The organism is Aliidiomarina quisquiliarum (genome assembly GCF_023922585.1).
Taxonomy (GTDB): Bacteria; Pseudomonadota; Gammaproteobacteria; order Enterobacterales; family Alteromonadaceae; genus Aliidiomarina; species Aliidiomarina quisquiliarum.
In genome coordinates this window covers 230,144-254,333 of sequence record NZ_JAMFTN010000010.1, presented here as the reverse complement: position 1 = coordinate 254,333, position 24,190 = coordinate 230,144, and the positions used below count along the sequence as shown (strand labels likewise).

Below are 24,190 nucleotides of genomic sequence, written 5' to 3'. Positions count from 1 at the left end.
TCTCCGCTTTTTTTTGGAGACTCCTATGAAAAACAAAAAGTTCTTAGCTGGCGAAGAGGCCGGTACTTATATCGTTCCTGAGCAAGTGACTGAAGCGGATATCTTAGATATGGCGCTTAAGCTTGCCCGTAGTCGATTGAGTAAAGGTCGAAAAATTGAACAGCCATCGTCGGCGTTCTCATACCTGCAAACACTGATGCACGAGTATGAGCACGAAGTCTTTGGCGTGCTGTTTCTTGATACAAAGCATCGCGTTATTCGATTTGAAGAGCTATTTAAAGGCACTTTAGATGCGGCGAGCGTATATCCAAGGGAAGTAACAAAGCGGGCATTGGAACTTAATGCGGCAGCAGTGATACTGGTTCATAACCATCCATCGGGTGATCCTGAGCCTAGTGAAGCTGATAAACGCATCACTCATCGACTTCGTGACTCCTTGTCACTTGTTGATATTCGAACGCTTGACCATGTCGTAGTCGCATCCGAGGGCTGCGTTTCGCTTGCCGAACGCGGTTATCTTTAATGAATGGGCGCATTGCCCATTCTCCTACATCACAAAAGCAGTCCCATCAACACACATCATCACAGCTCGAATTTCTATTTGAGTTTGATGATGCCCCAGTCACTTGGTCTGACACGGAAATCTGGCAGTTACGCGAAGGCATTCTATTGGATGCGATCCGAGTATTGCTGGACGGTCGTGTCAGCACTCGGTTGCGCAAGGATGTGTTGTCGTGGATTCAAAATGACGAAATAGCGCCATTTTGCTTTCGTGTTTGCGCGATGGCTGCGGTTGTCGATCCTGATGTGCTTCGTGATTCCATCATGTGGCTATTAAGACGACATGGTATCCAGCTTGACTAACGTTCCTGCATTAACCAAACGGCTTAATGTAGGACCCAAGCTGACTTTTACCACCAGTGGTAGGAGTCGGCTTTTTACTTAAGGAGGTTATATGGCGTTACCTTTACAAATTGAAACAGTAAGGCCATATCTTAATGGCCAATGGCTTCAAGTATTAGCGGCATTGGTGCCAGAACTTGATGCCGCTATTGCTCGAAAAGGCCGTCATGTGGCTTGTCCTGTTCATGGCGGTCGTGATGGCTTTAGGCTGTTCAAAGATGCTGAATATACCGGTGGTGGCGTTTGTAATACCTGCGGTATCTTTCATGATGGCTTTGAACTGTTGTCTTGGATTAATGGGTGGAACTTTGCTCAGTCTATTGAAGCAATTGGCCAAGTTCTTGGTATTCAACCCGGACAAATACAAGCACCTTCTCGGGCAATAACGCGTAACGCTGTTGATTGGAAGGCTAGAAAGCAGGACGAGGACAAAGCGATTATCCATCGCTTGAATCAAACCTGGGGAGAAACGCTATCTCTTGCAGATACTCGTGCGCAACCAGTTTGGAACTACTTGCATCGTCGTGGCATTGTTACCCGGCTTCGTCCTGAATGGGATTCGGTGCTGAGGTTTCATCCAAACTTGCCTTACCATGATGAAGATGGTCTGTTTATCGATAGCTACCCAGCGCTGCTAGGTAAAATCGTTACGCAGCAAGGGCGTTCGGCCACGTTCCATCGGATCTACCTAAGTGAAGATGGATTCAAAGCGCCGGTTGAAAAGCCTAAAAAGATGATGCCGATACCAAGTGACAGAACAATCACTGGTGGTGCCATTCCTATAGGTGAGCCTGGTGAAGTACTAGGTGTTTCTGAAGGTATAGAAACGGCCCTAGCGGTAACCAGAGCAACGGGGCAAACATGTTGGTCGGTTGTGAATGCAACGCTACTGGCTAGGTTTGAACCACCAAGTAATGTGAAAATGCTGTACATCTGGGCAGATCACGATCTCTCTGAGACCGGCCTGAATGCAGCGAATGAACTCAAGAAAAAAGCCTGGCAAAAAGGCATTCTGACACAAGTGTTGATCCCTCCGATACCAACGTCACTTGGCGTGAAAAGTTGGGATTGGAATGATGTGTTGAATGTTTACGGTGCCATGGGCTTTCCTAAAGTTCATATCTGATCCAAGGGGCTTCGGCCCCTTTTTTTGCGCCTTGCATATTTGAAAAAACATGGAGAATGAAAAATAGATAACCAATAGGAGAAACAAACATGATGGTATTAACCCTGTTAACAAAGCAGATTGATGGTGAGTTTACGGTTTACTGGAAGACCGGACTTCGAAGAGGTGGTGAGCTAAAGGTCGATTTAGGTGAGCAATACGACAAGCTACCTGAGCAGCAAAAGCCAATTGCAGCTGAGCTTTATGCTATTCATCACCTACTGTCAGTGAAAGAGGTGATGGGGAGTAACCGAAGCGGTAATGGGCTTCAAATCCGAGTCAGTAAAGGAGCTATCAAAAAGTTACAGAAACAACGCTCAACTAAGCATTCACTTTACAGCCTGACTAGGTTTTTGCTCACTCGATACCAGGAAGCACAGATCTCGGTAGAGAAGTGGGACGATTGGCTCTCACATTCCTTCGAAGAATACAGCGTCGATAATGCTACAGTGAGAGAAATCGATGAGGTCATCAACGTTCCGAACATTGGACCTGTCGTGGTAACTCGTCATGCACTAGAAAGATTCGTGGAAAGGCTTTCAGACGGTGTACCTAAGCATCCTTGGAAGGCTTTGTGCACAAAGCTGTTATGTTCTGCGCTAACTAAAGCCGAGTTACCAGAAAGCGTCGCTACTAAAAAAGCAAAAAAATATGCACAAGAGGCCGAATTCTGGCAGCACGTGGAGAGCAAGATGTACTTTGTTATGATTACGGGTGACTCAATGAAGACATTGGTTACGGTTTTTGCAGTAAAGTAAGCTAATGTAGTATTCGCACTTTATGAATATTACTTATGTGCCAAAAGCGGAGATTCGCATAAACCAACAACAATGACTGCTTTGCAGCTCAAAGCGGTCATTGCTATTTCAAATGCCAATTATGTTCGGTGACTTTTACTTGCGCATTGTGCTTAATCAAGTCTTGATCTAACATAACCTCAAATGCTGGTCATACCAAAGTGTGCTATGTGATGTTAATTGAAACATCAAGTTCGGTCATTATTTACGCTGTTCTGTCGATAAAGAAATGTCACTGCAAAATAATGAGGCATTATCATGGCAAGCCGCATACCATGGAACAAAGGCAAGATCATCGGCCAAAAAGCGCCGCTGCGCCAACAAGAAATTTGGTCTATCCGTGCCCTGCTGGAAATAGCCAACAACTTAAAGGAGCTGGCTCTGTTTAACCTCGCGATTGATTCTAAGTTACGGGGGTGTGATTTGGTGGCGTTGAAAGTCTCTGATGTGATGCGCTCTGGCGATATTCTCACTCGTACCAGTGTGGTGCAGCAAAAAACCGGTACGCCGGTGATGTTTGAGATAATTGCATATACCCGTGAGTCGTTACGCAAATGGATAGCATACGCTAAATTAAACGCTACTGACTATTTATTCCCATCACGAAAGCATACTGTACCTCATCTTGGCACCCGCGCTTACGATCGCATAGTCCATAAATGGGTGTCATCCATAGGTTTAGAAAGCAGTTTGTATGGCACTCACTCCATGCGCAGAACTAAAGTTTCTATTCTGTACAAGCGAGACAAAAACTTACGCGCCATTCAGTTGTTACTCGGTCATAAGAAAATCGAAAGCACAGTGCGTTATCTTGGTATCGATGTGCAGGATGCGCTTGAGTCTGCTGAAAATCTTGAAATAAGACCTGAATCCGTGACTTCAGATTCAATAAATGTGTTCAAAACCCTGCAATAGCAAGGCTTCCAACGTTAAAATAGTCATCACTGTCCATTCACCCAATCAGTGATGTTACTACCATGCGTAAGTTCAAGCTTGTTCAGTCTAAAACCGAAGTGATCACACCTCATGGTGGTCTTGCTCTCATTGGTCATTGCATCAACCAAATGACATCACTTCATAAGACTTCTCGTGATGTCGCTAAACGCCATGGTATCGCTAATATCGATCTTATTCGTACGTATGTAGGACTCGTTTGCTTGGGCAAAAGTGACTTTGAAGCCGTCGAACAAGCCAGACATGATCCCTACTTCAAGGCCGCCATGGGTATCAAACAATCACCCTCATCCGCGCGATTACGTCAGCGCTTTGATGAAGATGCCGTTAATTTACTGCCACTGTTAAGTTCGGCCAGTGTTGAGTTTTTACAGAATGCATCCATTCCACTAACAGGGCTCTCAACAGGGTATATTCCCTTGGATATGGACGTGTTCCCCATGGATAACAGTGACACCAAAAAGGAAGGTGTTTCGTATACCTACAAAGGCCATGATGGCTATGCACCGATCGCTGCCTATTTGGGTCAACAAGGCTGGTGCTTAGGTTGTGAGTTACGCCCTGGCAGCCAACATGCTAATGCTGAGTTTATCAATGTACTTCAACGGGTGATTCCAAGAGCACGTCAGCTTACCGATCAGTCATTACTGATCCGACTGGATAGTGCACATGATGCGCTTGAAAACCGTGTTTTTCTGAACGACCAAAACGTCGACTTCCTGATTAAATGGAACCCACGAAAGCAGAATGTCTGGCAATGGTACGATGAAGCCTGTACACATGCGAAGTGGCTACACACACGCCCCGGTAAAATGGAAGCCGTGTTCTCTCAACAGCTGGATGATGCGGCCAATACGCGTCGAGTGATCAAAGTCACGGTGAGACACTCTGATGCCAAAGGTCAGTTGTTCTTGGAGCCTGAAATCAGCTTAGATGGCTGGTTGACCTCATTGTCTTCAGATGTGGCAGATGACGCCACGGTGATTAAACTCTACAAAGGGCATGCGCTGTGTGAACAGTTCCATAGCGAGTTCAAGACCGACTTGGATCTAGAGCGCCTGCCATCAGGGAAGTTCGCGACTAACGATCTAGTCATGGGCTTTGCCGTCATGGCTTATAACATCTTACGCTGGATCGGTTTACGCGGCTTAATGCAATCTGACTCACCTGTGCGGCACTCAGCGAAACGTCGCCGATTGAAAACCGTTATGCAAGAGTTGATGTATCTGGCCTGCCGACTCGTGAAGAGTGGTAGACAGCTGACACTTAAGTTTGGCTCTCATTGTCCAGGATTTAGCGCATTCAATCGCGTGTATCACATTACCTGACATACTCGATATACCAAACATTCCTTGCATGGCTAGTAGCCAGGCCTCAGCATGCCAAATCGGTCAAAATTGTTTGAATTTTAACCAGAGAAAAATCCTTTAATAGGCAAAAATCAGTAGCCTGCAATGCAAGCGCACATCAGTACGAATAAAATCGATTGTTAAAGAGCGATAAAACAGTGACTGCTCCGATCTGTAATCTTAAGCAATACTCGTCACTGATTCAGGTAAGAGTTTCCCTTTTATAGTTAAAATACTATATTGCAAAGCATACGAAGCTACTGAATTATAATGCCCTGTACAAATAAGGAACATTTATGCGTAAAAACCTGCCAGTTACTGATCGAGAGAAAACATTTGGAAGTACAACTAAACTGATTTCAGTGACTGATACTGAAGGAACTATTCTTGAATGTAATGATGCCTTTGTTGAAGTCAGTGGCTTTCAAAAGCACGAGCTGATTGGACAGCCTCATAATATGGTTAGGCACCCGGATATGCCACCAGAGGCATATAAAAAGATGTGGCACTATTTGAAATCCGGTAAGCCATGGATGGGTCTTGTAAAAAACCGCTGTAAAAATGGCGACTATTATTGGGTGGATGCGTATGTGACGCCTGTAACACAGAATGGCAGAGTAATAGGCTATGAATCAGTTCGCTCCTGCCCCTCAAGTCAGGACGTGGAGCGGGCGACTAAACTTTATCGTGATATCAATGCAGGAAAAAGTAGTCTCTCCTCTTTACCCATATCGCTTGAAAATGCCTTTTTAGTATTATCGATAGCCCTGTGTGCTGGTTTATTCGGTTTTGGTTTCAAAGAACTTTCTGAGGGTGTACTGCTAGTCTCAGTGGTCATTTTTGCTATTTGGGTATCATTAAGCAGAAAGAAAACCCTCAATGCGCTGAACGACATGCTTAACCATGCATTTTCAGATGAACTGGCGGTAAAAAGTTATACAGATGAAACCGGTGATTTAGGCAAGCTTAAAGTTGCTATTTTAAGTCAGCTCGCGCATTTAGGAACAGTGATCACCCGCATCGAAAGTGCTGCGCTTGTTGTCGCTAAGGAATCGGAGAAAGGCGCAGAATTAACGGATAAAACCAGAAAAGACATTGAAAGTCAGCAAGCAGAAACCATTCAGGTGGCTACTGCGATGAATGAAATGTCGACTACTATTGCCGAAGTATCTAAGCATGTCAGTGATACCGCTACGCAGGCTGATACTGCTAACCATCTTGCAGTAAAAGGCACTAAGGTGGCGAATGTTACCCGCGACTCTATTCAAAAGCTAAAACTAACGGTAGAGCAAATTGGTAGTTCTGTGCGCGGTGTGTCAGAACAAACCTCACGTATCGCCAGTGCCGCGCAAATAATCGAACAGATTGCAGATCAAACCAACTTACTTGCCCTTAACGCTGCTATTGAGGCCGCTCGTGCAGGTGAGCAAGGTCGAGGTTTTGCCGTGGTTGCCGATGAGGTAAGAAGTCTTGCCCAGAGAACTCAAGAATCGACTAAAGACATCTACGGTATTATCACCGAATTAACGAAACGCGCAGGTGATGCTGTGCACGTCGCTGATGCTGGCGCGACTGATGCAGAAGATGGTCTTTCTCATGTGATTGAGAGTGGTAAAATGTTAAGTGGCATTTCCGAGTCTGTTGGTCAAATTGCTTCTATGTCTACTCAAATGGCTGCCGCAGTTGAAGAGCAAGCTCATGTTGCTGAGGACATTAACCGGCAAATAGTAAATATTTCAACGCTTGCCGATTTAAGTAATGACAGCTCGATGCAGCTTTCAGAGACGATTATTTATTTGAACAAGATTGCTGATGAGCTTCATGAACTGGTAGTACGGTTTAAGCGGTAATCTTTCAAGTGAAAGCCTAAAACATTTAACAGTGTATTCTTGCAGTACAATTGATAATAGGGCACCTCTAAAAATCCATATTCATAGCGTCCAATAACCATCACTCGAATTTTTCACGTTTTAATTGAGACGAATTCTTATTTGCTCAATAAAAAGTCGCCCTATCCGTATTTAAATCGCCATTTTTACTCCAGAGTTATCCTCTGGAGCTATTTGTCTACCGAGCAGACGCAGCTATCCTGTGAAGCGTTACATATCGCCTCATGTTGTACACCAGATTCATCAAGCAAACCTTGGTTGTAGCACGGGCTAAGCCAATGGTGCGGACAAATAAACCGCCTTGTTCATTTTCGATGGAGCCAAAGACATGCTCAACGCGAGCTCGTACACTCGATTTTTTACTGTTGGCTTGCTGCTGCCGTTTTGTCAGTGGTTTATTACGCGCGCCCTTTCTATGCACCTGGTTGCGATAACCCAAGCCCCCTAAGATGACATCGTTTTCTTCGCTACGATAGGCGCTGTCAGCCCACACATCCTTCGAGCTATTTTCTGTCAGTAAGTCAAAGAATACCTGGGAGTCGTGAACTTCTGCTGAAGTGACCGCAAAATCCCGAATGAGTTTGTGTTCATTGTCCACAACCACATGATTCTTGTAGCCGTAGTGGGTTTCCTGGTTTTTCTTGGTCCAACGAGCATCGACGTCTTTCTGGCATTTTTTATGGGCATTGTCTTCAAAGCTACTGGGCGTAATTCCCTGCTTTATCTGTTGGTTTTCTTCACGGTTATTACGCTGCTTGGGTGCTTCAACAAAACTGGCATCAATGATTTGGCCACGCCGGGCTTTTAGGCCCTGCTCGTCCAGAAAAAGATCGAAGCGGTCAAACAGTGTTTTGTGCAAGCCCGCCCTGGTTAAATCTTCACGGAACATCCTCACCGTATTCGCATCGGGTACGGTGTCTTCTGGCAAGAGGTTCAAAAAGCGGCAAAAGCTGTAGCGATCACGCACTTGAAATTCCACTTCGTCATCGGAGATGTTGTAGAGCTGCTGTAAAATAAGCATTTTGAACAGCAGCACAACATCATAAGGCTTACGACCGGCGTTGCTTTTACGGGGTTTCTCGCGAACCTGGATTAAGGTTGAACGGAAATCTTCCCAATCAATCAGTTTGTTTAAAAAAATCAGTGGATCGCGTTCGTTAAGCTTACGGTGGCGATCATCCAAATCGAAGAAACTGGGTTGCATTGTGAGCCTTTGACCACTGTTGTTGTCTTTGCGTTAGTTTAAACTGATTTAGCCTATTTTTGGAGGTGCCCAATAATCGATTAAGCAGCAAATTATTGGAGTAACGTTTTGAACGCACCTGAATCCCCTGTTGATGAAGCTGCTCGTTTACTTGCATTACAGCGAACTAATTTGCTGGATACGCCAGCAGAGAAGCGCTTTGACCGCATTACAAGATTAGCAGCGTCTGTATTTAAAGTGCCAATATGCCTTATCTCTTTGGTGGATAGTGACCGGCAATGGTTTAAATCTAAAGTGGGTCTTGACGCTTGTGAAACAGGCCGTGATATCTCATTTTGTGGCCATGCGATATTGCATGAGGATATTTTAATTGTTTCAGATGCAACAAAAGATGAGCGCTTTTCGTCAAATCCTTTAGTAACCCACGCGCCGCATATTCGTTTTTATGCGGGTGCACCGCTGCGAGAGACAAGTGGGCAACCCATCGGCACTCTATGTCTCATTGACTCCGTGGCCAGAGACTTTTCAGCAAAAGAGCAGCAAGAACTGCGCGAATTTGCAGACATGGTTGAGTATGAAATTGCCAAAGAAGATCACGCTCGACTTCAAGAGCAGTTTTTAAAAGGCATGGCAAGAACAACCTCAATACTGGCAACACTGCCTGATATGGTATTTGTTATTGACCGAAACTTTCGTTTTTTGGTTTGCAAAGAGCATCCTGACTTACTTAAACCTCAACAAGCGATTTTGGGGCGTACCGTTCATGAGATACTACCCAATGAGCTAGGTCATCAACTCGTAGAGTGCCTCAAGCAAGCCTTTTGTAACAACGATGTGATTCATCATAACTACACGTTTGAAAAGTCAAATCAATCGTTCGAAGCCCGATACAAAAAAATTGATGATAATGAGGTATTAGTGGTCATACGCAATACCACGGCACAAGTTGAAGCGCAGTCAGAAATAAGACGCCTTTCTGAAGTTGCAAGGCAGACAACCAATGGTGTGGTAATAACTGATGTCAAAGGTCGAGTTATATGGATTAATGAAGCTTTCTCCTTTCTTACAGGATATGGCATTGAAGAAATGCAGGGTAAAAAGCCTGGGGAGTTATTACAAGGGCCCGACACTGATCCGGCCACTGTTGCAATAATGAGAGATGCGCTTGCTCAACAGAACGGCTTTAATGTTGATGTTGTAAATTATTCAAAAGCGCAAAATTCCTACTGGGTGAGAATAGCTTGTAACCCGCTGTTTAGTGAAAGTGGTAGTTTGAGCGGCTATATTGCAATTGAAACAGATATTACAAAAGAGAAACAGGATGAAGAGCTCATAAGGAACAGTCAGAATTTACTTAAGGCCGTAATAGACGCTAACAATATAGGCACATGGCATTTTAATATTCAAACAGGCGAGTTGATTATCAATGATAAATGGGCCGCATTACAGGGTTACACACTTTCTGAGTTATTACCTGCAAACAGAAGCACGTGGGAGAGGTTAACGCATCCTGATGACCTGGCTTATTGTGCAACTATTCTTGAAAAGCACGCAGCAGGTCTTATTCCTATATATGAAGCCAATCTTCGTATGAAACACAAAAATGGTGAATGGATATGGATAAATACCAGAGGGCGTGTGTCATCGAGATCAAATGATGGCAAAGCTCTATGGTTATTGGGTACGCATTTTGATATCAATGACCAAATAATTGCAGAAAAAGCGCTTAGTGATAAGTCAAGGCAGATGGAAGCTGTTGTTGAAGGGTTGCTTGATGGCATTATTACTATTGATGGTCGTGGTAAAATTCTGACATTTAACCAAGCCGCACAGGAAATCTTCGGCTATACGGAAGATGAAACGCTTGGCAAAAATATTAGCATGTTGATGGGGGCACCTCATCGAGAGCATCACGATAGCTACTTATCAAATTATATAGAACGTGGTGTCAGTGACATTACTGGGCGTATTCGTGAGCTTGAGGCCTTGCGCAAAGATGGTTCTATGTTTCCAATCGAGCTTGGTGTAGTTGAAGTTCAAATGGCTGGTGAAGTTAACTTTATCGGTGTTGTCAGGGATATCACTGAGCGTAAACAACGTGAAAATGAAATTCACCAGTTAGCATTTTATGACCCATTAACATTGCTACCTAATCGACGTCTGTTGTTGGACAGATTGACGGGAGCTATAAATCATAGCGTTCGTACAAGGAACTTCTCAGCATTATTTTTTCTTGATTTAGATAACTTTAAAAACCTTAATGATAGTGCTGGTCATAATAAAGGTGATTTGCTGTTGTGTCAGGTCGCTGAGCGTCTTGTCAACTCAGTGAGACAAGGTGATACCGTAGCGCGTTTAGGCGGCGATGAGTTTGTTATTATTGCATCAGATTTAAGTCATGAACCAACATTAGCAGCGAACCAGGCTGAGAGACTTGCACAAAACATCGTGAGTAATTTAACAAGGGAATATAATCTTGACGGTCTAACTTACAATAGTTCGGTAAGCATTGGTGTAACACTTTTTAACAGTGAAAATCTGTCAAAAGAAGATTTGTTAAAGCAAGCTGATATGGCTATGTACAAGGCTAAATATGCTGGCCGAAATGATGTGCAGTTTTTTGACCCGCAAATGCAAGTTGCAGTAAGCTCAAGAGCAGCAATTATTAGCGACTTATACTCTGCAATACAAAGCCAGCAATTTGTACTTTTCTATCAAAAACAGGTCAATCACCTGAAGCAGTTTATTGGTGTTGAGGTATTGTTACGCTGGATACACCCAGAAAAAGGCATGGTGTCGCCACTGCAATTTATCCCATTAGCGGAGAAAACAGGTCTTATTGTACCCATTGGCGAGTGGGTGCTAGAGGAAGCTTGCGCCACTCTGGCAAAATGGTCTTTAGAATCCGAAAAACAACACCTAAGCATTGCGGTTAACATAAGCGTAGTTCAATTTAGCAAAGATAATTTTGTTCAGACTGTTTTAAATGCATTGAAAACCTCAGGTGCAAATCCACAGTTGCTAAAGCTGGAAATTACGGAAACGTTGCTCGCAAATAACATTCCTGATGTTAAAGCTAAGATGAAAGAGTTGCAGCAGCACGGCGTGACTTTTTCAATCGATGATTTTGGTACAGGCTATTCATCCTTATCCTACTTAAAACAATTGCCTATAAATCAGTTGAAAATTGACCAAGGGTTTGTTCGAGATATTATCAATAGCAGTAATGATAGGGCCATCGCTCAGGCAGTTATAACATTAGCCGACTCAATGGAACTGCAAGTCATAGCTGAGGGTGTTGAAACAGAAGCCCAGCGCGCGTTATTGCAGAGTATGGGGTGTCACACCTATCAAGGCTATTTATACGGAAAACCGTGTCGGATAGAAGAGCTGCATTTTTAAAAGATAATTAGTAAGGTACATTAAGCGGGTTTTAATTTAGTAGTTTATAGGCAATAAAATCCGAAAAGGTAATGTCCGCTATATCAAACAAAGCATACTTTTGAATGAGCACTATGATACGAAGAGAAATTTCCGCAATTCGCTCAAAGCGGTCCAATCATAAATTTGGCTCGTTAAAATTAGCTGTTGTTACTGGTCACAGCAGCTAGTCAGAAAAACACACGATTCATTCATCTATCTGGCCAATCGCTCTTACCGGGATCATTAGCATGTTAGCTCTATGAAATTTTCTGGAGCTGACAATGAGAACCCCCTTGTTCCCTTGGTTCATCCTATGGGTGACCATCCCAATCATTATTTTCTTGCTATTCATCTTGCCCGCCCATGCCAGTGATGGACCATTCTATCAGCGTGGTCAGGAAGGCTGGTTTTGGTATCAGGTTATTCCTGAACCTGAGCAGCTTGATGAGCTGATAGAGCCGGAAACTGGTGTCGTGGAGTCCAGTCAGAGCGAACTAAAGCCCTTCAGTGCCGCATGGTTCCGAGAGCATATGCAATCGTTCATGGACAAGGCAATTGATGAACCAACGACTGAAAACGTCAGAGCCTATCTGTATCTTCAGCGCGTTATGATGGATAAAGGCTCACTATTTGCTGATGTTAGTCAGCAGGTGGTCATGGGCGATCCTGTTTTGGATGAAATCAGTCGCAGACCATTGGCGACTTATGCCGCCAATCGGATGGACCGAGAAGCTGGCGCTCAACGTGATGTAGCTTTAGGTGAAGTAGCAAAGCGAGCAGGCTTGTTCTTCTTCTATCGTTCGGATTGCCCTTATTGCCACGCTCAAGCGCCTATCATCGAATCAATGGCCTTGAACTATGGGTTCGAGGTGTTTGCTATTTCCGTTGATGGTCTGCCTTTACCCGGAGGAGAGTTTCCTCATTACAAAGTTGACTCAGGACAAGCGCAATCCTTGTCCGTTACGACTGTCCCTGCTGTGTTCTTAGTAGACCCGCCCAACGTTATCACTCCGATTGGCCAAGGTGCAATGAGCCTTGATGAGCTCAATAATCGAATTATTCTCGTAGCCCATCAAGCAGGTTGGATTGACGATCAAACTTACTATGCCACCAGACCTGTTCAGCCCGGCGTGTCACTCGCGATGTCAGCCCAAGAGCTTAACGAGAAGATATTACAGGACCCTGAGTTCCTTGTTCGCTATCTGCGTGCACAAGGAGGGTTATAACGATGAAAAAAGTATTACGAGTATCGCTAATCGTCTGTGCGATTGGTTTTTCGTCTATGAGCCAAGCAAGCTTGCAACAGGAGATGAACCAGTTGTTTGGTTCAATGACCAACACCACTGCGCCTGGCGTATTCGAGAGTCAGCGGCGTGGCGTTATATCTGGTGGAAGTGTTGTTGTTCGTAACAGGATCATGAACGAAAACCTCGTCTCTATGGTGCCTCCGTCATTCCAAGCCGGTTGTGGCGGCATTGATATGTTCGCTGGAAGTTTGTCATTTGTTAACGCGGATCAGTTTGTTCAATTACTTCGCTCTGTTGCTGCAAACGCCAAGGGATATGCATTCCAATTGGCGCTCAGTGCTATGTGTGAGAAATGCTCCCAGCACATGGAGACACTGCAAAAGAAAATCCAGCAGTTGAACGAATATTTTGGCAATTCCTGTCAAATGGCTCAGGGAGTCGTGAACGATACTCTGGCTGCTTTTGGTAAAAAGGGGCAAACAGAAGCCAGCATGTTGAGCTCACTTAAAGGGGCCGGAGACGTTTTTACCAGTTGGAGTGAGTCCAATGGTAAGAATCCTTATGAGAACGCTTCAAGTGTCGCGGCATCTGATGTGAACAAAACGATTAAAGGCAACTTGGTTTGGCGAGCACTGAAACGTCACTCGGCATCAAGCTGGTTTGCATCGGGGGATGACCGTTTTCTTGAAGCGGTTATGTCAGTGACGGGCTCGATCATCGTTGGTGATTTAGCGAATGCCGCTGATGGCCAAGGTAAAGCCCCAAAACTGACCAGACTGAATGGCAATAAAGTGACTATTGAGCATCTAATTCATGGCGGTAACGTCGCTATGTACCGATGTGACACAGTGACACAAGACGGCTGTCTAAATCCGACAATCACTAACGTGACCCTAACCGGGTTATCAACTCAGGTCGAAAATTTACTTCTTGGTACAGGTTCTAGTAACGGCATTATTTTTAAGTTTGCTCGAAATACTGGGGCAGCTAGCACCACCGAAAAGGCTTTTATGACCTCGGCTCCTGCAAGCATTGGCGGCATGATTCGAACACTTTCTGCATTAAATGAAGGGGCTGCTAGGTCGTTTGCTTCAAGAGCTGCGCCATTTATTGCTGTTGAGATGGCCCGAGCATTGGTTGAAGACATGCTCAATGCAGCTAGAAGTACCTCCGGTGTGGAAGATCATGCCTATGCGAAGTTATTAACGGAAGACCTTGAACGTGCACGTCGCCAAATCAATGAGGAGTACGCTGCGTTGCAGCGAAGATACGGCTCAGAGCAAGAATTGCTGGCGCATTTTAATCAGGTGATTCAGACCATTCGCAAACAGCGTTATTACACCGTTAAATCTACGGCGCTGGGGGAATAGATAATGTGGGAGATCTATTCCATCGGGGATTCGGCATTTTTAGAGCAGGTCTTGAACGCTGTCGCGATGATCACTGGTACAGGCGACTTTACTTCAATGGTTCGGATTGGCTTGCTCATAGGGGTATTGATGGTCTCTGTTCAGGCCTTAATGCAAGGTGGTCGTGGGATTAACTTTCAGCACGTTTTAGTCTCATGGCTAGTCTTTGCAACCATGTTTGGACCCAGTACCCGAGTGAGCATTGAGGATGCGTACACGGGGCAAGTTCGAGTGGTTGATAATGTGCCCATCGGTGTTGCTGCCGCAGGTAGTACGATTTCAACTGTTGGCTTTCAAATCACGCGATTGTTTGAAACGGCGTTCTCAACTCCCGCCATGACGGAATACGGCTTTGCATCCAGTTTACAGTCACTGATTAAAGTGAGAAAACAGGTGATGGATCGCTCTGGGTTGGGTGATGCAAATCGTGTCGGCGGCTCGGATATCGAGCAATCGTGGTTTAACTACATTAAAGAATGCACCTTGATTGGTATCGACATTGGCCAAAAGAACCTCGATCAGGTGCTGAGTGATCCTAACCCGATGACTGCGATTAGGTTTGATTCGCGCATTTATGGCACGCGCATCATGCTCAGTGGTAGCAGTAGCGATCTGGACTGCACCGATGCTTATAGCCAACTGAAACTCATGACAGAATCAACCTTCATTCCAAGGCTTAAACAGGTTTTGTCAGCCTCATTGGGGACTTCGTCAGCAACGGATACTGATGACGTGATCCGAAATGCACTGAATAACCTTGGTTTGGCTTCGGTTAACACCCAAGAGTACATGACCGCGTCAGTGCTTTTGCCTATTTATGAGCAAAGCGTGACGGGCAAGTATATGGATGATCAAGCTTTCACCGCAGCCGTTATGGTTAACCAAGCAATTGAGCAGCGCAATACGCAATGGGCGGCGGAGCAGACCCTGTTCCAAAGCATCGTTCGTCCGATGATGACGTTTTTTGAGGGTTTCATTTACGCCATCACCCCATTGATGGCCTTTGTGATTGCCCTTGGCCAAATCGGGATGCGAATGGCCGGGAAGTACTTGTTAATCCTGCTTTGGATTCAACTTTGGATGCCTGTCATGGCCATCATTAACCTGTATATTCATTTAACCGTTGCAGGGAAAATGTCGGCTCTTGATGCCTTTGCAGGTACAGAAGTACCATCTTTTGCTGGGATGATGCAGATGGATTCAGTGCTGCAAACCTGGATAGCTACTGGCGGCATGTTGGCGTCGAGTGTTCCGGCAATTTCGCTCATGCTCGTGTATGGCTCAGCAATAACTGCAACCCACTTGGCTGGACGTCTTCAAAACGGTGATGCCATTGATGAAAAGATGGCAAGTCCAGATGTCGCGAAAAATGCCCCGGTAATGCAATCACAGTCAATGTTCCAGAATTCAGCCCTTACGGGTTCTGCTATGACCGGAGCGTCAAACCTACTAAGCAGTTTCTCTGTAGGAAGCGCAGTGGGTTCAATGGTCGGCTCTGCAAAAGAATCCATGACTCAGGCAACCCAAGCCTTTAGTCGTCAGGTTGGGAATACTATGAGTCGAACTTTTGGTGAAAAGCTAAGTTACGACAACCTGTCTTCGGTTGGACGTCAGATCGGCTCATCTAACTCCGCATCTAGCGCCGTTGTTAATCAGGTTACTGATGACCTGCAAACTCGGTATGGTTTTGGAGACGATAAAAAAGATGCTGTACGTGGCTTGGTATCTGGCGTGTTATCGGGAGGCTTAAGGGTCGGTGGCGATGGAACCATTACAAATACCGATGATAAAGAAGTAGCAGATAAAGGGTTCTTGGGAAGATTACTTGGTACAGGGGGGAATGACTCCCCACGGGGCAACTTGCCAGGAGTCGATAAGCCAGACGCATCTCGTGTACCAAAAATATCACGGTTACGAGCAGGCTTGGATTTAGGTGGTAACTTTAGTGGCCAAGTTGAGTCATCAGAAGGCAGTTCTCGATCTACGACCGCAAATACGCTCACTGGGGAGATGCAAAGCTTGGCATCAAGTGATTCACGACGTGCTGAGTATCGCGATGCAATGGTTAAGGACCTTTCAGATTCAAGACGTTCTGGCGTTGAGATGTCCTTGTCTAACCAAGACTATCAGTCTCTTCAGAGTTCAGCACAAGACGTTGTCACGGCATCAAACCGCTTTAGTGAGCTTGATCAGGCCAGCTACAGTCTATCAGGACAAAGAAATACTGATGGTGCGACGTTAACCCGATTAGCGGCGGATAATCCTGAAGTCATGGATTATTTAGGTCGCTATATGAACCAGCATGTTGAAGCCGGTAACCGATTACGTGAAAACCTTCCAATGTATCAGCGCTTGTTACCTGATGATAATCAGGCGTATGTGGCCGCAGCTATGGAGTCTTTAACCTATAGCAATTCTTCAACGCCCGCTGAACGGGACAATGATTATCAAGCAGCAATGACTGTTATGGCCATGGCTACCGGAGCCGATTTACGATCAATTCAGCCGCGCTCAAATGAAGGCTTGTCATCAACTGCACCTACTTTTGGTGGTACTCAAAGCCAAGTTGAATCGGGTGTATTGGGCGGCTACGAGGATGCAGCAACAGTTCAAACTCAGTTCAACGCAGCTCAATCGGCTTACCAAACCAATCTGTCTGGTATAGATGGACAGTTGAATGCGCATCAGCAGCAAGCTCAGCAGGCCGTAGCTACTGACACAAGTACCTATCAATCTGGACTAAACAGTGAAGCTGGATCTCAGTGGCGATCACGCATTATGGCTGATGATAGCGGAGTTTCTGGTGCTGAAATGTTCTTCAACAGCGCCAGTGCTATTGGTGATTTCAGTGGCAAGCATACTGATGCAGCACTGCATACCTTGAATCACTTTGGCGAAGACTATGAGAGTTACAAAGAACAAGCGCTTGAAGATCCTGGCTCACGAGGTTTCTTGCACAACGCTACGGTGGCCAGCAAATCAACCTGGGATGGCTTAAAAGCCGCCGTTGATGCAGGAACCTCTTTGGAAAACCCATTGACGGCGTTTAATGATGCATACAGTGGATCGAGTTCGCAGTATGCTTCCGAAGTAAACTGGGGCACTAAGTCTGAAGCCATGTTGGCTGGGGCATTCGGTGCGGCAGTTAACAATCGATATGGTGAGTTCCTAGAGCAGTATGCTGATGATTTTAAAAAGGAAGCATACAGCGAAGGGCAGAGAATGGGATTGACCCCGATTCAAAGTCAAGTGTTCGCTCAAGCTTTCAATGAAGGTTTGGCGGGGCGCGTATTCAACTCTGAAGACTCATCGAGTTGGTCGCCTGAAATGCTTGGCCTAAGGGAGCAAATGCTAAATGAGTATCGTCAAAAGGATGAGAGTGGCGCTTACATCCCTGACAGTGTGTCTGAAGAAGATAAAGCATTTGTGGATAAGCAGATAGCGGTGATCTCAAATGCATCCCTTGCGGGAGATTATGCTCAGAACAACTTGATTGATATTAGGGCCTATAACCAGGCATCAGGAAGGAACTAAAAACAGAAGGTAGCCAGCTTGTGATGGGCTGGCTATTTTTTTGGCCTTTTGGGGAGGATAGATGAGCGACCGTCTGCAAATTCGTTTACCCAGTACCAATATTTTTTTTCGCTCAGGCTTAGTTCTCGACCGGTATCTTTCAGTTGTCTTTGAAATAAATGGATTAGTCCGCTTAAGCCTAAGAAAGCTAAACCGACACATAAAATTGCCCAACTCGCTTGCCAATATGCGATTGCTAAACACATAGTGGTGATGGTTATAAAGCCGATAGGACTAGCAGTTGCTTTGAATCCCAAGTAGCTGAAAAAAACGATGGTGCAAATCAGAAATGGCAAAGCCGCTAACTTGGCAGATGCCGTTAATATTTCTGATGGAAAAAAATGAGCCGCAGCCAAAGTCGCCAGAAAAAGCCCCAGTGATATAACCCAGCAGCGTGCTGGTAAAGATTTAAGTAAGTTTGTCATCTTAGTACTCTCAAAGTGCATGGGCGGTGCACAATCAAATCATGCATCAGCATGTTAGTTCTCAAAAAGTGCTCTAGTGGTTTGCTCGGCCATAATCTCGCACACAGGACATTTAAGCTGAATGCGCTGTTGAGATACCGTCAAATACAGACTGCCGCATCGACACCGGTGTAAGGATGCTAGCTGTGATCTTAAATCACGAGCTAGAACCCAACCTTCATTAATGGTCAGTTTTTTCCAGGGGATCTCAGCTGGAAGATCTGCTTCTTCCCTTGCAACCAAGTACGCATCGTAAGCCTTCATCAAAGCATCAATATTTAATTGCTTGTAGACATTATCACCACCAATATTGACATAAAGCGCCATCAGCAGGGAGCCTTCAACTAATGCTCTTCTGCTTTTGACGATGGCATCAGATTCTGGCAATTGACCAGGACAAGGTGACTTGCCAGTCACTTCTTTGTGGAGCCTTCTGATAATGTGGATTGGCAAACCTGTATCGAGCGCGATAATGGTTGTTCGAAATCCGTATTTAATAAGCAGCGAGGCTCGGGTAAATAGCTCACTTTTGGACAGGTTATCAATCATGCATCCCCCTTGTTGTTTAGGGTTGATAATAAATAAGCGATTCTTGGGATACCTGTGCCTTTGCTCTTCACCATCTCAATCAGTTGGCTTTGGTTACCCCTTGGTTGAAACAGCATGAATGATGAGGTCGCCACTCGTTGCAGGTCATCAACACCAGCATTAATCAGAGCATCAACCACGTCGCGTGTAAGTCCAAAGCGCAAGACGGCCTCTTGCGGATCAATTCGCGCCAATTCTCGTGCTGCGTGTAGGTACGCCAAATTTAATTGATAGAAGTCTTGTTGATTGGTTGTCATTGACGGACCTCCAGTTCATGTAAAATATTGCGATAGATAGAAAGCACTCTTTGCCCATACCAGCGTGCACGCTCTTCGTTCCAACTGTGATAGCGGCCTATGCCAAGCTCTAAATCATTTGGTGAAGACTTGATTGCTTCGGCCAAAATACTTGAGCCGACCGTAAGGTTGGTGATGGGGTCTAGCAGTTCCGCTGCTGAGCTCACCCGATGCCCATGCCAATGCAAATTGATTTGCATAAGGCCAATATCGAGCTGATATTTTTCAGTCTCTTGCAGTGCCTGGTTTAACAGTTGCTCTGCTTCTGTCTTAGATTTGGCGTAGGTTGCGTTTGAACCATTGCGAATTGCGTATGGCCATGGACTGGTCATGTTGAGACCACGATGTGAGGCCGACTCAGCCAAGGCAACGGCGTAGAGCATGACTGGATCAATACCAACGCTTTGTGCTGCTTTTTCCCACTGATAGCCCGGAAACGCATAGACTGAAGTGCTTGCGGACATGGCTATCACTAGGGCAATGGTTTTTGCTTTAATCGTTTTCATTTTTGTCCTCTAATTGATTTCCGAGAAGCGCCTGGATGGCTTTCGGGCTTATTCTTTTTAATGGCACTGCGCTAAAGTCGGCGATGCCTCTCGTATAAACTTGTGCCGCTTTTGACCAGTCGCCTACGGCAACAGGCGCTTGCATATCAAATCCTTTTTGCTGGTTCTGATGGTCTGCAATACCCTGTAATAGCCTTGGGTATTCACCCACTTCGTCCCGTAGCAAGTAAGCCTGGTAGCGTGTTAAAAACTCTTTTTGCTTAAAGGGGTATTCCCTGTCATCAACCTTGCAGAGTTCAACCCATCCACCCATGTCTGAAATCACGCGGTGGATAAGCGCATCGTCAAACATCACGGATGTCCAGGCGCCAACCTGACGAACAGCCTTGTCAACTTTGTTCCAAGCAACCATGGCTCTTGAACCTGAGTTGCCGTCGATATGCTTGATGACGTCAGCGGGCTTTGGAAAAAATTGCCCTGTATCCGGTGATTGAATATGCCGAGTTAGACCGATTCGCACATCTTCAATGCTATAAGCACGAAGGGCTTCAAATGCGATGGATAGCAATTGTGGTGATACGCTTTTGCCATACATGGCCCAAGCGGCTCCCCAAACTTCAGCAAACTCGCGTTTATCAACCTCCTGCACTTGAACGAACCTCCCGAATACCTGGTCCGGCCCAGCTTTCAGCAATGCGGCGATTGCTTTCTTCAATATTCAATTGGTGATTGCTGCCCTTTAGGCTCGTCGATGATTGCTGTACTTCATCAATGCGAACGTACTCGTCTTCCCATTGCCGGTTTAAAAGCCAGTTATGTGGCATAGGTGTCTTAGTCCGATCTTGATACTGCAATCGGTTGTCTCGTTGCTCTTTCCAGCGTGTTAGCACTTCCAAGGCGAGTTCATGGTCTTCATTGAGACCCATGCGAAGCCATTCTTCTTTGGCTTTCGCTTTTTTTTCTTTGCGTATTTGTACATCCCAGAAGTCTTCAAACTGTATGTGGTCAACAGTTTTAACTGTTGGTTTATTGCTTCTCTCAGAGTCATCCGACCGTTGAGAGTCCCTTACCGGGTTGCCATCAGGCATAAACAATGATGAAAATTCTTCTGGAAGCCGAGCTTGAAAAGCGGCAAGAGATTTCAATAGCGATGCCATACCAACGAAGTCGGCAGGTACATCTTTAAGCAACCGAAAGGCTGCCTTACCTTGGTTTGGGTTTTCGATTGGGTTGTGCTTCAGAAAGCTCCGAATCAAAGTCCAACCGGATTCCTCGCAACGAATGAGGAACTGATCTTGTTCTAACTCATTTAGAGCCTTGGCAACTTGTTGCTCATCCCAGTTCAAGTCAGAAGCAACGTAACCAATCGGCAATCGAAAGCAGCCAAGCAAATTACAATGTGGGCATGTAAGCAAATACAGTCCTAGCAACTTCGCTGAGTCACTCCAGGACAAAACGTTTTGCTTTAGCCAAAAGCGGGTATAGACCTTGCCATAATCACGCATGGAGGAACTCGCTTTTGTGTTTACGTAAAATGCTGACCATTATTTGCCCTTAATCCTACTGGTTACTGGCTTTCAGCTCGCTTGGGCATTCGGGATAGATGTCCGGTCTTAACTGGGATCGGGTTACCTGTCCTCGCGTAGCTTGTTCGATGGGTAAAACGAATTCAGCGGGAACACGCCCTGATTTATTCAACCAAAACCAGACGTTTTGCTGTTTTGAGTTGATGGCTCGTGCTAATGCTGATTGCCCGCCGACCAAGTCAATGGCACGGCGGAGATGTTTTTGTGTCGTGTTGAACACTTCCATACCGTCTCCTGTTACAATAATAACTGTTACAAGATTGAATGTTACAGTTTAAACTGTAGATAAGTCAACAGTTAATATTGTTGAAAGGCTACAGTTTTATTTGTAGAGTGCGAGCTTATGAAAACTTTATCCGAACGACTAAACCATGCCTTGCAGCTTACTGGGGTGACTCAGTCTGAGTTGGCTCGTCGCATTGGTATCAAACAGCAGTCGATCAGCCAGATTTGTTCTGGTAAATCGGCTAGGTCTCGTTACACCATGCAGATCGCGGAGGCGCTTCGCGTGAATGCTCATTGGCTCGCCACAGGTGATGGCGAGATTGGCTTGGGGGTCGGTAATGTAGAAGTCGGGCCTGATATTAAGGGAAGAATTCCTCTCATTAACTGGGTTCAGGCTGGTGATTGGACTGAAATAGCGGAGGGATTTGCCCATGAAGATGCTGAGGAGTGGCGTGAAGTCACTGGGAAAGCACATGAGGGTTGTTTCGCACTTCGCGTAAAAGGCGACAGTATGGAAAATCCAAGCGGGAAAAAATCCATACCTGAGGGGGCAGTGATCGTTGTTGATCCTGAGTTACCTTACTCTTCAGGTTCATTGGTTGTTGCGCGTTTGGATGATTCGAAAGAAGCAACCTTTAAGCAGTTGGTTATTGATGGTGAACAGAAGTATCTAAAACCTTTGAACCCGCAATACCCTGCAATACCGATCAACGGCAACTGCACCATCATCGGTGTAGTACGACAAGCTATCATCGATTTCTGGTAGCAAAGGAATTTGTGGTTTAGCCATAGTTGTTCATGAGCTGAAGAAGCAACGATTGCAAACAGGTACAACTGAGCATTGGCGCACGCTGAGAGTAAATGGTAACCGATTAGATAACCATCGATTGTTTATAAAGTCAAGATCAGCGAAAATAGCGGCCAATTACGATTAACACGACGGATTTGACAAGCGAAGAACTGAAAAGAGAGTACTTCCAAAAGTGTGTACAAATCCGTGTACAAACTAAAAGAATTTATACATGGCAAACCAAGATTTTCTCAATGAAATCAATAAGCGAAGGACCTTTGCTATCATCTCTCACCCGGATGCGGGTAAAACCACCATTACGGAAAAGGTGTTGTTGCACGGCCACAAGCTACAAAAAGCGGGTACGGTTAAAGGCCGTGGTTCGAACCAGCATGCGAAGTCGGACTGGATGGAAATGGAAAAAGAGCGTGGTATTTCGGTAACCACCTCGGTAATGCAATTTCCTTACCGTAATGCGCTGATTAACTTGCTAGACACGCCTGGGCACGAAGACTTTTCGGAAGACACTTACCGTACCTTAACGGCGGTGGACGCTTGCTTAATGGTAATTGACGCGGCCAAGGGTGTTGAAGAGCGAACCATTAAGTTAATGGAAGTAACGCGTTTACGTGACACGCCTATTCTTACCTTTATTAATAAACTTGACCGCGATATTCGTGACCCGCTTGAACTACTAGACGAAGTGGAAAGCGTGCTGAATATTATGTGCGCGCCGGTTACTTGGCCTATTGGTTCGGGGAAAAGCTTTAAAGGGGTGTACCACCTGTTGCGCGACGAAACGATTTTGTATAAGTCGGGCCAGGGCCACCGTATTCAAAAAGTAGATGTTATTAAAGGTTTAAATAACCCAGAGCTAGACCAGCGGGTGGGCGTGCATGCGGAAGAGCTGCGTGAACAAATTGAATTGGTAAAGGGCGCTTCGAACGATTTTGATTTAGAAATGTTCCTTGAAGGCGAGTTAACCCCGGTATTTTTTGGTACTGCCTTGGGCAACTTTGGTGTGGATCACATGCTTGACGGTATGTTGGATTGGGCACCGAAGCCCCAGGGCCGAGTAACCGATAAGGGCGACGTGATTGCGGCGGAAGATCCGCGCCTGTCGGGTTTTGTGTTTAAAATTCAGGCCAATATGGACCCGAAGCACCGCGACCGGGTGGCCTTTATGCGTATTGTGTCGGGCCGGTACGAAAAAGGTATGCGCATGCGCCATGTGCGTATTGCCAAAGAAGTGCGCATTAGTGACGCGCTAACCTTTGTGGCCGGTGACCGGGAAGCGGTGGATGAAGCTTGGCCGGGCGATATTATTGGGTTGCATAACCACGGTACTATTCAAATTGGCGATACTTTTACCTGGGGCGACGACTTTAAATTTATGGGTATTCCAAACTTTGCCCCAGAAATGTTCCGTCGTATTCGTTTAAAAGATCCGCTTAAGCAAAAGCAGCTGCAAAAAGGCTTGGTGCAACTGGCTGAAGAAGGTGCGGTGCAGGTATTTAGGCCACTAATTAATAACGACTTAATTGTTGGTGCGGTGGGTGTGCTGCAGTTTGATGTGGTGGTGCATAGGCTGAAGTCGGAGTACGGTGTGGAAGCTATTTATGAAAGCGTGCAAGTACACACGGCCCGTTGGGTGTATTCGAAAGATGCTAAGAAGCTAGATGACTTCCGTCGTAAAACGGAACACAACTTGGCTTTAGACGGTGGTGACAACCTTACTTATATTGCCCCGACGCGGGCTAATTTAATGCTTACCGAAGAGCGTTACCCTGACATTGAGTTTCATAAAACTCGCGAGGTTTAA

At 45.5% G+C, this 24,190-nt stretch carries 21 protein-coding genes; 13 read left to right on the top strand and 8 right to left on the bottom strand.

The genetic code is table 11. The features are described from left to right. The first annotated feature begins 25 nt into the window (after nt 1-25). From radC to M1L23_RS01990, 7 genes are all read left to right on the top strand, one after another. Complete coding sequence (radC, locus tag M1L23_RS02020; RefSeq protein WP_252625350.1) at nt 26-523, top strand: RadC family protein; 498 nt, start codon at nt 26-28, stop codon at nt 521-523. Next, nucleotides 523-864 carry a hypothetical protein gene (locus M1L23_RS02015; protein ID WP_007104984.1) on the top strand — a complete coding sequence of 114 codons (342 nt, stop codon included), beginning with the start codon at nt 523-525 and terminating at the stop codon, nt 862-864. The genes radC and M1L23_RS02015 overlap by 1 nt, the downstream gene beginning before the upstream one ends. A 91-nt stretch (nt 865-955) precedes the next feature. Next, the gene (locus tag M1L23_RS02010) at nt 956-2,029 is read left to right on the top strand and encodes a DUF7146 domain-containing protein (protein WP_007104983.1); all 1,074 of its coding nucleotides are present in this window, start codon (nt 956-958) and stop codon (nt 2,027-2,029) included. Nucleotides 2,030-2,118: 89 nt separating this feature from the next. Beyond that, nucleotides 2,119-2,826 (top strand): hypothetical protein, encoded by a 708-nt coding sequence (locus M1L23_RS02005; RefSeq protein ID WP_252625349.1) that lies wholly within the window; start codon nt 2,119-2,121, stop codon nt 2,824-2,826. Nucleotides 2,827-3,123: 297 nt separating this feature from the next. Further along, nucleotides 3,124-3,780 (top strand): tyrosine-type recombinase/integrase, encoded by a 657-nt coding sequence (locus M1L23_RS02000; protein ID WP_252625348.1) that lies wholly within the window; start codon nt 3,124-3,126, stop codon nt 3,778-3,780. A 62-nt stretch (nt 3,781-3,842) separates the two neighbouring features. Continuing rightward, nucleotides 3,843-5,147 carry an IS1380 family transposase gene (locus M1L23_RS01995; RefSeq protein ID WP_252625347.1) on the top strand — a complete coding sequence of 435 codons (1,305 nt, stop codon included), beginning with the start codon at nt 3,843-3,845 and terminating at the stop codon, nt 5,145-5,147. A gap of 317 nt (nt 5,148-5,464) precedes the next feature. Next, nucleotides 5,465-7,018, top strand: a complete 1,554-nt coding sequence (locus M1L23_RS01990) for a methyl-accepting chemotaxis protein (protein ID WP_252625346.1) — start codon at nt 5,465-5,467, stop codon at nt 7,016-7,018. Between the two features lie 217 nt (nt 7,019-7,235). On the opposite strand, the gene M1L23_RS01985 is transcribed toward M1L23_RS01990, so the two are convergent. Further along, nucleotides 7,236-8,261 carry an IS5 family transposase gene (locus M1L23_RS01985; RefSeq protein WP_252625345.1) on the bottom strand — a complete coding sequence of 342 codons (1,026 nt, stop codon included), beginning with the start codon at nt 8,259-8,261 and terminating at the stop codon, nt 7,236-7,238. Nucleotides 8,262-8,369: 108 nt separating this feature from the next. On the opposite strand from M1L23_RS01985, the gene M1L23_RS01975 reads away from it, so the two are divergent. From M1L23_RS01975 to M1L23_RS01960, 4 genes are all read left to right on the top strand, one after another. Continuing rightward, nucleotides 8,370-11,663, top strand: coding sequence for a bifunctional diguanylate cyclase/phosphodiesterase (locus M1L23_RS01975; protein WP_274707208.1), 3,294 nt, complete (start codon nt 8,370-8,372; stop codon nt 11,661-11,663). A gap of 302 nt (nt 11,664-11,965) precedes the next feature. After that, nucleotides 11,966-12,910: a thioredoxin family protein gene (locus tag M1L23_RS01970; protein WP_252625344.1), complete on the top strand. Its 945-nt coding sequence runs from the start codon at nt 11,966-11,968 to the stop codon at nt 12,908-12,910. A 2-nt stretch (nt 12,911-12,912) separates the two neighbouring features. After that, nucleotides 12,913-14,301: a conjugal transfer protein TraH gene (locus M1L23_RS01965; RefSeq protein ID WP_252625343.1), complete on the top strand. Its 1,389-nt coding sequence runs from the start codon at nt 12,913-12,915 to the stop codon at nt 14,299-14,301. A 3-nt stretch (nt 14,302-14,304) separates the two neighbouring features. After that, nucleotides 14,305-17,874 carry a conjugal transfer protein TraG N-terminal domain-containing protein gene (locus M1L23_RS01960; RefSeq protein WP_252625342.1) on the top strand — a complete coding sequence of 1,190 codons (3,570 nt, stop codon included), beginning with the start codon at nt 14,305-14,307 and terminating at the stop codon, nt 17,872-17,874. Between the two features lie 32 nt (nt 17,875-17,906). On the opposite strand, the gene eexR is transcribed toward M1L23_RS01960, so the two are convergent. Genes eexR through M1L23_RS01925 form a run of 7 tightly spaced genes read right to left on the bottom strand, consistent with a single transcriptional unit; the run spans nt 17,907 to nt 21,579 of the window. After that, on the bottom strand, nt 17,907-18,338 hold the full coding sequence (gene eexR, locus M1L23_RS01955; protein ID WP_252625341.1) for an entry exclusion protein EexR: 432 nt from the start codon (nt 18,336-18,338) through the stop codon (nt 17,907-17,909). 54 nt (nt 18,339-18,392) lie between these two features. Continuing rightward, nucleotides 18,393-18,926 (bottom strand): FlhC family transcriptional regulator, encoded by a 534-nt coding sequence (locus M1L23_RS01950; RefSeq protein ID WP_000566753.1) that lies wholly within the window; start codon nt 18,924-18,926, stop codon nt 18,393-18,395. Beyond that, the gene (locus tag M1L23_RS01945) at nt 18,923-19,222 is read right to left on the bottom strand and encodes a flagellar transcriptional regulator FlhD (RefSeq protein WP_000210563.1); all 300 of its coding nucleotides are present in this window, start codon (nt 19,220-19,222) and stop codon (nt 18,923-18,925) included. Before M1L23_RS01945 ends, M1L23_RS01950 begins: the two co-directional genes overlap by 4 nt. Then, nucleotides 19,219-19,767 carry a lytic transglycosylase domain-containing protein gene (locus M1L23_RS01940; RefSeq protein ID WP_008843242.1) on the bottom strand — a complete coding sequence of 183 codons (549 nt, stop codon included), beginning with the start codon at nt 19,765-19,767 and terminating at the stop codon, nt 19,219-19,221. Before M1L23_RS01940 ends, M1L23_RS01945 begins: the two co-directional genes overlap by 4 nt. Continuing rightward, on the bottom strand, nt 19,754-20,416 hold the full coding sequence (locus M1L23_RS01935; RefSeq protein ID WP_252625340.1) for a DUF6475 domain-containing protein: 663 nt from the start codon (nt 20,414-20,416) through the stop codon (nt 19,754-19,756). The genes M1L23_RS01940 and M1L23_RS01935 overlap by 14 nt, the downstream gene beginning before the upstream one ends. Further along, nucleotides 20,403-21,272, bottom strand: a complete 870-nt coding sequence (locus M1L23_RS01930) for a hypothetical protein (protein ID WP_193021848.1) — start codon at nt 21,270-21,272, stop codon at nt 20,403-20,405. The genes M1L23_RS01935 and M1L23_RS01930 overlap by 14 nt, the downstream gene beginning before the upstream one ends. Before the next feature lie 55 nt (nt 21,273-21,327). Then, a complete protein-coding gene (locus M1L23_RS01925; protein WP_032482345.1) occupies nt 21,328-21,579 on the bottom strand; it encodes a helix-turn-helix domain-containing protein in 252 nt (83 codons plus the stop codon). Between the two features lie 117 nt (nt 21,580-21,696). Between M1L23_RS01925 and M1L23_RS01920 the strand changes: the two genes are divergently transcribed. Together M1L23_RS01920 and prfC are read left to right on the top strand one after the other, a co-directional pair. Beyond that, complete coding sequence (locus M1L23_RS01920) at nt 21,697-22,344, top strand: LexA family protein (RefSeq protein ID WP_000854920.1); 648 nt, start codon at nt 21,697-21,699, stop codon at nt 22,342-22,344. Between the two features lie 256 nt (nt 22,345-22,600). Continuing rightward, entirely contained in the window at nt 22,601-24,190 is a 1,590-nt protein-coding gene (prfC, locus tag M1L23_RS01915) for a peptide chain release factor 3 (protein WP_252625339.1), read from the top strand.